A 12,840-nucleotide genomic window follows, 5' to 3' on the forward strand; every position below is an offset into this window, starting at 1 on the left:
GCGGTCAGACGGTCGCGGTGAGCCAACGACCCGTGCGGACCCGCCACCCGAGTGTCGCCAGGCGGGCGAGCAGGTACACGCCGAAGAACGCCACGGCCAGCCAGGTCACACCCGTCGTGTCATCGACGCCGGCGGCGGCGATGATCCACAGTGCCGGCAGGAACGGCACGAGGTTGAGTCCGCCGGCGATCGCGAGATATCGCGCATCGCCGGCGCCCATCAGCACGCCGTCGAGCACGAAGACGACACCGGCGACCGGCTGTGCGACGGCGAGGACGATGAGCGCCGGCTGGATGAGGGCGGCGATCTCCGGATCCCCCGTGAAGGCCAGACCGATCACTCCGGAGAGGCCGCCGATCACGACGCCGACGATCACGCCGAACCAGGCACCCCACGCGACCGTGCGCGCGAGCACCCGTTTCACGGTGCGCTCATCGCCGGCGCCGAGTCCCTTGCCGATGAGGGCCTGCGCGGCGATGGCCAGGGCATCCAGTGCGAAGGCCGCCGCCGAGAAGATCGTGAAGACGACCTGCCAGCCGGCCAGCTCTGCGGTGCCGATCCCGGTCGCGACTCCGACGGTCGCGAGCAGAGCGACGCGCAGGCTCACGGTCCGCAGGAACAGCCAGCCGCCCGAGCGCGCCGACCCGCGGACGCCGTCCCGCTGGGGTCGAACGGATGCCTCGTGCCGTCGCGCGAGCCGGCCGATCACCACGACGTACGCGGCGACCATGGCCCACTGCGCCGTGACCGTCCCGGCGGCGGACCCGGCGATGCCCCAGCCCCATCCGTAGATGAACAGCCAGTTCAGAAGGGCGTTGGCGGCGAAACCGAGCCCCGCGATCCACAGCGGTGTCACGGTGTCCTGCATCCCGCGCAAGAGGCCGGTGGCGGCGAAGACGATGAGCATGGCCGGAAGGCCCCACATCGAGATCGCGAGGTACGTGTCGGCCTGTTCGGCGACGGCATCCGACGCCCCGAACAGCGACACGAGCCAGGGCGACGCCATCGCACCGGCGACCGCCAGCACGGCTCCGAGGCCCAGGGCGAGCCACATGCCGTCGATGCCCACCGATACGGCGTTCTTCGGATCTCCGGCGCCGAAGCGCCGCGCCACGGCGGGGGTCGTCGAGTACGCGAGGAAGATCATCAGCCCGACGATCGTCTGCAGGACGGCACCGGCGATCCCGAGCCCGGCGAGCGGCGTCGTGCCGAGGTGACCGACCAGTGCGGCGTCCACGATGAGGAACGCGGGTTCGGCGACCAGGGCCCCCAGCGCAGGGACGGCGAGGCGCAGGATCTCTCGGTTCAGGGATGCTGCACGGGCGGTCACCCTCCGAGCCTACGGCGTGGGGGGGACGGCGTCGTCGGTAGGCTGGAGGAACCGGAATCCGGAGGTGCACGATGAGCGATCCCCGAGGAAACGCCGCCCGCTACTGGGCGAGGCAGACCGACAAGTCCGATGCCGAAGCTGCGCCGGCGCCGATGCAGCTCACCGCCGAGAACAAGCATGAGTTCGTCGAGACCGCGATCCAGGTCGCCATCCGTCGCGGTGAGTTCGACGACCTGCCCGGCGCGGGCAAACCGCTGGAGGGCCTCGGGACGCATCACGACCCTGATTGGTGGATCCGGCGCAAGATCGAGACCGAGAACCTCACCGGTCTCGGCCCCCCGGCGCTGATGCTGCGGACCGAGGACCGCGAGCTGAACGACCAGCTCGACACGCTGAGCCATGAGAGCGACGTCCGCGACGTGCTCGAGGACTTCAACAAGCGCGTCGTCGACGCGCGGCGTCAGCTGATGGGCGGCCCGCCGGTCGTGACGCGGACGCGCGATGTGGATGCCGAGATCGCGGCGTGGCGCGAGCGCAGGGCGTCGGCGATGACCGCCGCAGTCGCCGAGGAGCCCGCTCCATCGTCGACGCAGGCCCGGCGGCGCAGCTGGTTCCGGCGCGGCTGAGACCGCGCCCGTCCGTCAGCCGCGTGTCTGCAGCCGTGGGGTCCGCTGCGGCTCGGTGCGCCGTGCGCCGGTCGCCTCGAAGGCCAGGGCGAGGGCGAGCAGGGCGGTGTCGTCGTACGCCCGCCCGGCGAACGTCAGACCGACCGGCATCCCGATGTCCGGCATCGTACCCATCGGCACCGTGACGGTCGGGATGCCGAGGTGGCGCGGGACCAGATTGCCGTTGGCCACCCACACGCCGTTGCGCCATCCGGCGTCGGCTGATGCCGGGTTCGTGTCCATGTCGGCCCGGCCGATGTCGGCCATCGCGGGGAAGACGACGGCGTCGAGGCGCTGCGAATCCAACCATGTCTCCAGATCGACGCGGCGGGTCTCCTCGAGCCCTCTGGCGCCCGCGGCCAGGTGCGGGATGTCGATGAAGTCCGCGTACGGTCGCGCCGCCACGACACCGGGATACTCCGCGATGTCGTCGTCGAACCCGTCGTAGCGGTCCGGCAGGGTGCCGGGCGGGGGCGGGAAGATCTGGGCGCCGTCCACCGCGGAGAGCGTCGAAAGTCGAGGGTCGCCGTTCGCTCGGAGGAAGTCCTCCCACGCCCAGGCGGACAGGTCGACGATCTCGCTGCGCAGGTATTCGGGCGAGACCAACCCTCGGGTGGCGATCGTCGGGGCGCCGGCGCGATCGCCCTCGTAGTTCGTGACCGCGGGGAAGTCGACCTCCACGATCTGCGCCCCCGCGTCCTCGAGGGCGCGGCGCGCCTGCTCCCACAGCTCGATCACCGACGCGCGGGTCTCGATCCGCTGTCCGGTGGATCCACCGATCGTCGTGCCGGTCCCGGCGTCCGGGTCCGCGTTGATGTACATGCGCGGGACGCCGAGCCGGACGCCGCGCAGATCGGCGGCGGCGAGGCCGACGAACGAGTCCGGACGCACCTCGGATGCCCGCGGGATCGTCACCCAGGGCTGCGCGCGCCAGAAGTCGCCTCGCACCTCGGCGTCATCCGCGACGATCACGTCCAGCACCTCGAGCAGGTCGGCCATCGTGCGGGTGTGCGGCACGACGACATCCATCGTGGGCACGAGCGGCCAGTTCCCTCGGACCGAGATGACCCCGCGGCTCGGCGTGTACGCGCAGAGGGCGTTGCACGACGCGGGCGCTCGACCGCTCGACCAGGTCTCCTCGCCGAGCCCGAATGCGGCGAAGCTGGCAGCGGTCGCGGTGCCGGAGCCGTTGGAGGAGCCGGAGCCGAAGGCGCTGGTCAGCCATTCGGCGCTGTACGGGCTCTCCGCTCGGCCGTAGACGCCGCGCTGCATGCCGCCGTTCGCCATGGGCGGCATGTTGGTCAGTCCCAGACAGATCGCCCCGCCGGCTCTGAGGCGTTCGATCGTGAACGCGTCGCGCTGGGCGACGAGGTCGGCGAACGCGGGGGACCCGGCCGCCGCGGTGAGGCCGGTGACGAGGTAGCTGTCCTTCGCCGTGTACGGGATGCCGTCGAGCGGGCCGAGCAGGGCCCCGGAGGCCCGTCGGGCATCGGATGCCGCGGCCTCCGCGAGCGCCTTCGGGTTGCGCACCACGACAGCGTTGAGCGCGGTCGCGGTGCCGGGTGCGTCGTAGGCGTCGATACGGTCCAGGTAGGCCTGCACGAGCTGCGCGCTCGTGGCCGCACCGGTCTCGAGCGCCCTGCGCAGGTCGGCGATGGATGCCTCGACGACATCGATCATGCGGGCACCCCCTTCGTTGAGGGCTGCTGCTGGGTGATGCAGTGGATTCCGCCGCCGCGCGCGAAGATCGGGCGAGCGTCGACGGTCACCGCGCGACGACCGGGGTAGGCCTCCTCGAGGATCTCCCTCGCTCGGGCATCTGCGTCGTCCTCCCCGAATCCGCAGGCGATCACGGCGTCGTTGACGACGAGATGGTTGATGTAGCTCCAGTCGACGAATCCCTCGTCGTCGCGCAGCGTGGTCGGCGCGGGGACGTCGATGATCTCGAGCGGGCGGCCTGCGGCATCCGTCCTGTTCTGGAGGAAGGCCTTCAGTTCGCGCGTGACGACGTGGTCGGGGTGCGCGGCGTCGTCCTGACGGTGCAGCAGCACCCGTCCAGGGCCGGCGAACGCGGCGACGATGTCGACGTGGCCTCCGGTGCCGAACTCGTCGTAATCACGGGTGAGTCCTCGAGGCAGCCAGATGGCCTTCGTCGCGCCGATCGTGCGCGCGAGCTCGGCCTCGACGCGGGCCCTGTCGGCGAAAGGGTTCCGGTGCGGATCGAGCTGAACGGTCTCGGTGAGCAGCACGGTGCCGTCGCCGTCGACGTGGATGCCGCCGCCCTCGTTCACGAGCACGGAGCTGATGTGCTCGGCTCCGATGCGCTCGGCGACGATGCGCGCAACACCCGCCGAGACCTGCCACTGCGCCCACGCGGGCGCGCCCCAGCCGTTGAAGATCCAATCGACCCCGCCGAGGACGCCTGGTCGCTCGTCGTCGAGGACGAACGTGGGTCCGAAGTCGCGCATCCAGAACTCGTCCAGCGGGGTCTCGAGGAGCTCGACGGCCGAGCCGAGCATGTCCGTCGCACGCGCCGTCTCGGTCGGGTCCACGAGCATCGTGACGGGTTCGAACTCGGCGATCGCGAGCGCGGTGTCCGTCCACGCGCGGTAGGCCGTCTCCTGCCATGTCGCGCCGTCGCCGAGGGTGATCCCCGCGCGAGGGAAGGCCATCCAGGTGCGCTCGTGCCGGTCGCCCTCGTGCGGCATCCGCCAGCTCATGTCGTCTCCCTCTCGCGAGTATTGATCATGCGATCAATACAAGATGTTCCTACACTGAAGACACCATGTCAACGCCCCATGCCCGTCCCCGCACGCGCAAGAGCCCTCAGCAGCGCTCCGGCGAGATCCACGACGCGGCGCTCGCGCTCGCCAGGGAGGAAGGCCTGTCCGCGCTGACGCTGCGCGCGGTCGCCGCCCGCGCCGGTGTCGCGCCAGGGCTGGTCGCACATTATGCCTCGAGCATGGACGACCTGATCGCCCGCACCTTCCGCGAGCTGACGGCATCCGAACTGGACGAGGTCCGCACCCGCGCCGAGACCGAGGCCGAGCCGGCGGCCCGGATGGCGCGGATGATCTCGGCCGTGCTCAGCAGCGATCACGACGACGTCACCCTCGTGTGGGTGGATGCCTGGTCGCTCGGCCGGCGCAGCGCAACGCTCGCGGTCGCCATCGACGAGCAGATGAACGCATGGCAGCTCTTCATCGCGGACATCATCCGGGACGGAACGCGCTCCGAGATCTTCCGCACCGACGATGCGGATGCCGTGGCCTGGCAGATCCTCGCGACGATCGACGGGATCTCCGCCCACGCCCTGACAAGACGCACGGACGCGTCGCCGTTCGCGCTGCGCCTCGCGCAGGCCTGCGAGACGCTGGTCGGTGCGGCTGCCGGTGCGATCGGAGATCATCTGCCGTCCCGGTGAGTCGCGGCATCCGCCCTGTCCGATCCCGGTCGTAGGCTGTTGCTCATGACTGACGCGCTCCCCGCAGGCCTGGCCATCTCCGAGTTCAGCTCCGACATCCGACCGCAGGACGATCTGTATCGGCATGTGAACGGCGCGTGGATCGATCGCACCGAGATCCCCGGTGACAAGGCGCGCTGGGGCTCGTTCCACCTCCTCGCCGAGCAGGCCGAGAAGGATGTGCGCGCGATCATCGAGGAGTCGCAGACCGCCGATGCGGGCACGCTGGCGCGCAAGATCGGCGATCTGTTCGCCAGCTTCATGGATACCGAGCGCATCGCGGCTGGCGGTGTGACGCCGCTGGCCGAGACGCTCGCCGAGATCGACGCGATCGACGACATCCCCGCCTTCCTTCGCACCCTCGGCGTCTACGAGCGCGACGGCCGTGCACACCTGATCAGCTTCTACGTCGATCAGGACTCGGGCGACCCCGACCGCTACGTCCCCGTGCTCGTGCAGTCCGGTCTGTCGCTTCCGGACGAGAGCTACTACCGCCTCGAGAGCTTCGAGAGCACCCGCGCGACGTACCGCGCGCATCTCGAGCGCCTGCTCGCGCTCGCCGGCCTCGCGGATGCCGCCTCCGAGGCCGACCGCTCGATCGCCGTCGAGACCGAGCTCGCCGGCCACCACTGGGACAACGTGCGCAGCCGCGACGCGGTCGCGACCTATAACCTCAAGACGTGGGACGAGATCCAGACGATCGCCGGCGTCGACCTCGGTCCGTGGCGCGACGCCGTCGCGCCGACGAATCCCGGCGCGTTCGACGAGGCGGTCGTCTCGCAGCCGAGCTTCTTCGAGGGCCTGGGCGCGCTGCTGGTCGCCGAGCGCCTCGACGACTGGAAGGCGTGGTTGCGCGCCCAGGTCGTGCACGCAGCCGCCCCGTACCTGACCGACGACATCGTTCTGGAGAACTTCTCCTTCTACGGCACTGAGCTCTCCGGCATCCCGACGATCCGCGAGCGCTGGAAGCGCGGCGTCTCGGTGACCGAAGGGGCCCTCGGTGAGGCGATCGGCAAGGTCTACGTCGAGCGTCACTACCCGCCGACGGCCAAGGCCGCCATGGACGAGCTGGTCGCGAACCTCATCGAGGCGTACCGGCAGAGCATCACCGAGCTCGAATGGATGAGCCCCGAGACGCGTGAGAAGGCGCTCGCCAAGCTCGACGCCTTCACGCCCAAGATCGGCCACCCCGAGGTGTGGCGCGACTACTCCTCGCTCGAGATCGACGCGTCCGACCTGTTCGGCAACGTCCGCCGCGCCAACGTGTTCGAGCACGACCGCAACGTCGACAAGGTGGGTGGGCCCATCGACCGACTCGAGTGGCACATGCCGCCGCAGATGGTCAACGCCTACTACAACCCCTCCATGAACGAGATCGTGTTCCCCGCGGCGATCCTGCAGTACCCCTTCTTCGACGCCACCCGCGATGCCGCGGCGAACTACGGCGGCATCGGTGCCGTCATCGGCCACGAGATCGGACACGGCTTCGACGATCAGGGCAGCCGCTACGACGGCCAGGGCAAGTTGGAGGACTGGTGGACCGACGCCGACCGCGCCGCCTTCGAGGAGCGCACCAAGGCGCTGATCGCACAGTACGACGCGCTCGTCCCTGTCGGGCTGGCCGATGAGCACCACGTCAACGGCGCGCTCACGATCGGCGAGAACATCGGCGATCTGGGCGGCCTGGGCATCGCACTGAAGGCCTACGAGCTGTCGCTGGACGGCGCGGAGGCACCCGTGATCGACGGGTACACCGGCGTGCAGCGGCTGTTCCTGTCGTGGGCACAGGCATGGCAGCAGAAGAGCCGGGATGCCGAGACGATCCGCCTCCTGACGATCGACCCTCACTCGCCGAACGAGTTCCGCTGCAACCAGATCGTGCGCAACATCGACGCCTTCTACACAGCGTTCGACGTCGCAGAAAACGATGCCCTGTTCCTGCCCGCTGACGGGCGTGTGACGATCTGGTGACTATTCAGGGCTCGTGGTGATCGAAGGGGTATCGGGCGGGGTTACGATATCCGTGCTGCCCGGGTAGCCTGCCCTTCCCGGACCCCTTCCATCCCCCCTTGCCGTGAAGGACCACGCGTGGGACCCTCCCTCCCCCCGGCCCATGAGCCCGTCGACGGCGCACCGTCGACCGCCGTGCGCCGTTCGCACCGCAGCGCCCGCCGTCTGCCGCGTCGCGCGGCTGTCGGGCGGCGATCCTTCGATGCGACGCTGAAGGCGCTGGAGGAGCTGGTGGATTCCGGGGCGCAGGTCTCGGTGCACGTCGTCGACCTCGATACGCACGCGCACGTCCTGTCCGGCGACGATCACGTGACCATGCCGATCGCAGGTCTCGGCGTCGTGCCGTTGCTGATCGAGGTCGCCGCGGCGTTCGAGGACGGTTCGCTGGATCCGCTCGAGATCGTCGATCGATCATCGGTCGAAGAGGTCACGACCTCCGGACTCTGGCGTCATCTGCGCGCACCGGCGCTCCCGCTCACGGATCTCGCGGTGCTCGCCGCGACCGCTGGCGACCCGATCGCCGTCAACGCGCTGCTGCAGCGGGTCGGGCACGAACGGGTGAGTGCCCGGATCGAAGGGCTCGGCCTCACCCGCACCGCGATCCTGGACCGCTTCCGTGATCGCCGCGGTCCCGATGACGCCCCGCAGGTCGCGGTGGGATCCAGCCGTGAGCTGGCCGGCCTGTTCTCGGCGCTGGTGAACTCCGAGGTCGTGGATGCCGCGGTCAGCGCCCAGGTCGCGGAATGGCTCAGCCTCAATCAGGATCTCAGCCTCGTGGCCGCGTCGACCGGGCTCGACCCGTTCGCTCACGACCATGACGAGCACGGGCTGCTGTTCATCAACAAGACCGGACGCGACCGAGGGGTGAGAGCGGAGGCCGGCGTGCTCGCCGGGCCGCGCTCCGGCATCGCCTACGCGATGATCGTGTGCTTCGACGATCTCTCCATCGCGCATCGACTGCGTGCGCACGACGCCTTCCGTGTGCTCGGCGTCGAGCTGATGGAGTACGCGCACTGATCAGCCCCGTTTCACGGGGCGCCGCTCCGAGCGGATCGCGGCGTAGACGCCCGCTGCCAGGATGAGCGCTGCGGCCGCCGCGGCGGTGACACCGATCGCCGTGCTCGCCGGCTCGCCGGACAGGCGCCCGAACGCGAGCCACGCGAGGCCCCAGGCCGAGGCGATCGCCGGGGAGACCCGCCGCGTCACCAGGGCGCTGATCACGCCGATCACCGTCACGATGACGAGCACGGTCACGCCCCAGATATCCGCCTGCGACGCGAGGTCCTCCGGCAGCGTCTGGGTCAACCAGGCGGACGTGTTGGCGACGGTCGCGATCGTGACCCAGCCGAAGTGCAGGCCCATCGTCGCGTCGACGAGCAGTCGGTCGATCATGTTCCGGGCCGGCGAGGCGCCGAGCAGCACGATGATCCGGGCGAGCACGGCCAGCAGCGCGACGATCACGAGCACCGTGAGGATGAGCGTGCCGTACCGTGCCGTGACGAGCCAGAGTCCGTTGAGCACCATGGATGCTGCGATCCACCAGCCCCCGCGCCGCTGGCGCGCATCCGCGCGCTGCGCCGGCAGCGCCTGCCAGATCGTGTAGCCGGCGAGGCCGACGTAGATCACCGTCCAGATCGCGAAGGCGGGACCCGCGGGCGCCAGGTAGGAGCCGTCGGCAGCCAGGGCGCCGTTCTGCAGTTCGTTCACCGGTGCACCGCCGAACGCGCCGCCTCCGACCGTGGCACCGATCAGCATGAAGACGGCCGCCGCGATGACGGCCGATTGGCGGACGATGTCCTCGGTCCTGCTGGCTGATGCGGTCGTGTCGGTCATGCCCTGACCCTACCGATCGGAATCGCGATCGGCGCGGCCTTGACAAGGGCCGCTCAGAGGGGTGACGGACTCATCCGCGGGCGCGGCGGGCACCTTCACCGAGAGCCGCCAGCTTCGCCCAGGCGATGTCGGCATGCACGCGGCCGCCCAGACCGCAGTCCGTGGATGCGATCACACGCTCGGCGCCCACGATGTTCGTGAACCGGTCGATGCGCTGAGCCACGAGATCGGGGTGCTCGACGACATTGGTGGCGTGGCTGACGACGCCGGGCACCAGGACGAGATCGTCCGGCACTGCCGCGTCGGCCCATGCGCCGAACTCATGCTCGTGGCGGACGTTGCCCGCCTCGAACGAGATCGATCCGACATTCGCCTTGAGGACCTCGGGGAGGATCTTCGCGATCTCGATGTCGGTGACGTGCGGACCGTGCCACGATCCCCAGCACAGGTGCAGCCGCACGAGCTCTTTGGGCAGTCCCTGGATCGCATAGTTCAGCGCCTCGACGCTCTTCGCCGTGAAGGCCAGGTAATCCTCGACGCTCGGCTCCGGGCTGATCTGATCCCAGTTCTCGGCGAGCGACGGGTCGTCCAGCTGGACGATGAGCCCGGCGTCCGTGATCGCCTTGTATTCCTCGCGCAGCGTCTCCGCCCACGCCCACAGGTGCTCCTCGTGGGTGGCGTAGTGCTCGTTCCATACTCGGGCGGCCGAGCCGGGAGCGATCGCCGTGATGAAGCCCTGTTCGCCTTCGCCGAGGGCGGCCTTGAGCTGGCGGATGTCGGCGGCCACGGCATCCTGACCCCGGTACGAGAGCGCGCCGGTGGTCGTGGGGAACTCGGTCGCGGGCTTCCCCTCGAACGCTCCGGAGTGCGGGTCGCTGTACACCGCGGGGAACAGCTGGCGGTCGCGACGGTCGACGAAGCTGGTGAGCTCGATGTTGCCGGGGGTCGAGACCGCCGTCGGCTGGGAGAAGAGATTGTTGTCCGTGAGGGCGAGGCCGTTCACACGCTGGAACGAATAGCTCCACCAGGCGCCGTAGTCGAGCGGGTTCGACATCGCCTTGCCGAACTCGCCGTCGCCGACGAGCGTGATGCCCGCCTCGCGCTGGCGCCGCACGACGTCGATCACCGCATCCGCCACGAGGGCCTCGAACTCGGCCGTGGTTTCGAGGGTGAATCCGTCGTCACCCAGCGCGCGGGCGGCGTTGGCCGCGATGAGGGCCTCGGTGCGAGGCAGGCTTCCGGACGTGGTTGTGGCGATCGTGCTCATCCTCCGACGCTATCGGGCCATCGGGGATGCCGCCGATTCGCGTGACGAAGCATGACCCGTCGCGCTGATCGGCTCAGGGCAGCGACGGGTGCGGCTCGACGGCGCGCTGACGGGGGATGAACAGCGAGAGCACGACCGCCACGATGCCGGCGGCGATCGCGAGCCAGAAGCACACCTGGAAGGCCTCGCGCGTCGGCAGGGCCACGCCATCGACGTCGACGCTCATCGCGGCGAGCACGCCGCCCATGACCGCCGAGGCGCTTGAGGTTCCGACCGAGCGGAACAGCGCGTTGAGCCCGTTCGATGCGCCGGTCTCGTTCGCCGGTACCGAGCGCATGATGATCATCGGCATGGCCGCGAAGGTGAAGCCGATCCCGACGCCGATGAAGAGGTTGGCGACGAGGATGTGCCAGACCTCGCTCGACCACAGCAGCACGAACACGTACGCGAGGACGATGGCTGCGGCGCCGCCGGTGAACAGCGGTCGAGGGCCGATCGTGCGCTCCAGCCAGCCCGACAGCGGCGAGATCACCATCATGACCAGGCCGGCTGGCATCACGATGAGCGCGGCACCGACCATGTCGAGCCCGAACCCGCTGCCGGTCTCGACCGGGAGCTCGAGCATCTGCGGGAACGTCACGTTGGAGGCGAACAGGGCGAACCCCATGCCGATCGCGGCGATGTTCGTGAAGAGCACGGCTGGCCGGGCGGCGACGCGCAGATCGAGCAGCGGGTCGCTCGTGCGCAGCTGGTACCAGCCCCACACCAGCAGCACGACGACGCCGCCGATGATGCAGGCCAGGGTGAGCGGGGCCGTCCAACCCCACTCGGCGCCGCGCGACACGAACAACAGGATGCCGGTCAGGCCGATCGCCAGCCCGATCGCGCCGGGGATGTCGAGGCGGCCGGGGGAACGCAGCACGTCCTCCGGAACGAACAGGAAAACCAGCACGAGGCCGATGACGCCGAGAGCCGCCGCGAGCCAGAACAGCGTGTGCCAGTCGGCGTGCACGGCGAGGAGCGCGGCCACCGGCATCCCGACCGCGCCGCCGACGCCCATGGTCGCGCTCATCAGGGCGACGGCCGTGCCGAGCCTCTGCGGCGGCAGGATGTCGCGCATGATCGCGATGCCCAGCGGGATGACGCCCGTGACGCCGCCCTGCAGCCCGCGGCCGATGATGACGCCGACGATCGAGCCGGACATCGCGGCGATCAGCGAGCCGACGATCAGAAGCGCGAGGAGCACGACGACGACGCGACGCTTGCCGTACATGTCGCCCAGACGCCCGGAGATCGGCGTGGCGACGGCCGCGACGAGCAGCGTGATGGTCACCACCCAGGTGGTGTCCTCGCGGGAGGAGTTCAACAGGGTGGGCAGCTCGGCCTGCAGCGGTACGACGAGCGTGAACATGAACGAGGAGCAGAGTCCTGCGAAGGCCAGAACCGCGACCGTGGCCCACCGGGGAGGGGTCCTGGAGAGGCGCCGACGCGCCTTCTCCTCATCCGTACCCACCGAACAAGGCTATCGGCGCTGGCGACACCGGGACGCGTCGAGCGCCGACATGGTTGCATGGTGGCATGAGCGACGCGTCCTTCGAACAGCATCCTGCCGATTCGGCTTATCACCGCCGACTGCCCATCGGGGAGCGCCTCGATGCGTCCTCGCTCGCCGAAGGGCTGCCCTGGGCGATCGAAGAGCTCACGATGCGCCCGCTCGAGCCGATGCTGGTGCCGGAGGTCCCGCGCGGCGGGGAGGTCGATCCCACCGAGTGCCGCACCTGCCAGACCAACCCGCACACCATCTGGCAGGACGAGCACTGGAAGGTGACCGCCGGGTGGGAGCCGGGCGGCCTGCCCTTCATCGGGGCGATCGCGCCGCGCGAGCACTGGCTGCTCGAGGACGCCCCGCACGAGGTGCTGGCAGGGTACGGCCCCCTGATGCAGCGGATCTCGCAGGCCGTCAAGTCGATCCCCGGCGTCGCGCGCTGCCATTTCGCGCGGTGGAACGATGGCTCGGCGCACCTGCACATGTGGGCCCTCGCACGCCCGGCCGGGATGATGCAGGGCCGCGGCGCAATCCTCGAGTTCTGGAACGACATCCTCCCGGCGCTCGATGAGGACATGATGCGCGAGCACCTCGATATCGTCGCGAACGCGCTCGCCGCCGGGGGCGGCACCGCCTACCCGAACCGCTGATCGCGATCACGACTTCGGAGTCGGTCACATTCGCCGTGCGCCGAGCGTCTCCTTCATGAACCCCGATCCGAAGGAG

11 protein-coding genes are annotated in these 12,840 nt (G+C 69.8%); 5 read left to right on the forward strand and 6 right to left on the reverse strand.

Annotated features, from left to right (window positions below; translation table 11 throughout):
- Window positions 1-4: 4 nt before the first annotated feature.
- Window positions 5-1,330 (reverse strand): MATE family efflux transporter, encoded by a 1,326-nt coding sequence (locus tag ACFCYE_RS03510; RefSeq protein ID WP_376176311.1) that lies wholly within the window; start codon window positions 1,328-1,330, stop codon window positions 5-7.
- Window positions 1,331-1,401: 71 nt separating this feature from the next.
- On the opposite strand from ACFCYE_RS03510, the gene ACFCYE_RS03515 reads away from it, so the two are divergent.
- Window positions 1,402-1,956 carry a DUF1992 domain-containing protein gene (locus tag ACFCYE_RS03515; protein WP_376176313.1) on the forward strand — a complete coding sequence of 185 codons (555 nt, stop codon included), beginning with the start codon at window positions 1,402-1,404 and terminating at the stop codon, window positions 1,954-1,956.
- A gap of 15 nt (window positions 1,957-1,971) precedes the next feature.
- Here ACFCYE_RS03515 and ACFCYE_RS03520 read toward each other — a convergent pair whose 3' ends face one another.
- A complete protein-coding gene (locus tag ACFCYE_RS03520; protein WP_376176316.1) occupies window positions 1,972-3,675 on the reverse strand; it encodes an amidase in 1,704 nt (567 codons plus the stop codon).
- Window positions 3,672-4,715, reverse strand: coding sequence for an agmatine/peptidylarginine deiminase (locus ACFCYE_RS03525; protein ID WP_376176319.1), 1,044 nt, complete (start codon window positions 4,713-4,715; stop codon window positions 3,672-3,674). The genes ACFCYE_RS03520 and ACFCYE_RS03525 overlap by 4 nt, the downstream gene beginning before the upstream one ends.
- A 65-nt stretch (window positions 4,716-4,780) precedes the next feature.
- Here ACFCYE_RS03525 and ACFCYE_RS03530 point away from each other — a divergent pair, with 65 nt between their 5' ends.
- From ACFCYE_RS03530 to ACFCYE_RS03540, 3 genes are all read left to right on the forward strand, one after another.
- A complete protein-coding gene (locus ACFCYE_RS03530; RefSeq protein ID WP_376176322.1) occupies window positions 4,781-5,419 on the forward strand; it encodes a TetR/AcrR family transcriptional regulator in 639 nt (212 codons plus the stop codon).
- A 45-nt stretch (window positions 5,420-5,464) separates the two neighbouring features.
- The gene (locus ACFCYE_RS03535; protein WP_376176325.1) at window positions 5,465-7,429 is read left to right on the forward strand and encodes a M13 family metallopeptidase; all 1,965 of its coding nucleotides are present in this window, start codon (window positions 5,465-5,467) and stop codon (window positions 7,427-7,429) included.
- Window positions 7,430-7,546: 117 nt separating this feature from the next.
- The gene (locus ACFCYE_RS03540) at window positions 7,547-8,485 is read left to right on the forward strand and encodes a serine hydrolase (RefSeq protein WP_376176327.1); all 939 of its coding nucleotides are present in this window, start codon (window positions 7,547-7,549) and stop codon (window positions 8,483-8,485) included.
- Here the strand turns inward: ACFCYE_RS03540 and ACFCYE_RS03545 are convergent, their stop codons facing one another.
- From ACFCYE_RS03545 to ACFCYE_RS03555, 3 genes are all read right to left on the reverse strand, one after another.
- Window positions 8,486-9,301 carry a TspO/MBR family protein gene (locus ACFCYE_RS03545; RefSeq protein WP_376176329.1) on the reverse strand — a complete coding sequence of 272 codons (816 nt, stop codon included), beginning with the start codon at window positions 9,299-9,301 and terminating at the stop codon, window positions 8,486-8,488.
- 70 nt (window positions 9,302-9,371) lie between these two features.
- A complete protein-coding gene (locus tag ACFCYE_RS03550; protein WP_376176330.1) occupies window positions 9,372-10,568 on the reverse strand; it encodes a cobalamin-independent methionine synthase II family protein in 1,197 nt (398 codons plus the stop codon).
- A gap of 73 nt (window positions 10,569-10,641) precedes the next feature.
- Window positions 10,642-12,081 (reverse strand): MFS transporter, encoded by a 1,440-nt coding sequence (locus tag ACFCYE_RS03555; protein WP_376176331.1) that lies wholly within the window; start codon window positions 12,079-12,081, stop codon window positions 10,642-10,644.
- Window positions 12,082-12,146: 65 nt separating this feature from the next.
- Between ACFCYE_RS03555 and ACFCYE_RS03560 the strand changes: the two genes are divergently transcribed.
- Complete coding sequence (locus ACFCYE_RS03560; RefSeq protein WP_376176333.1) at window positions 12,147-12,764, forward strand: hypothetical protein; 618 nt, start codon at window positions 12,147-12,149, stop codon at window positions 12,762-12,764.
- Window positions 12,765-12,840 lie beyond the last annotated feature (76 nt).

Origin of the sequence: Microbacterium sp. NPDC056234, from assembly GCF_042267585.1 — a bacterium.
GTDB lineage: Bacteria > Actinomycetota > Actinomycetes > Actinomycetales > Microbacteriaceae > Microbacterium.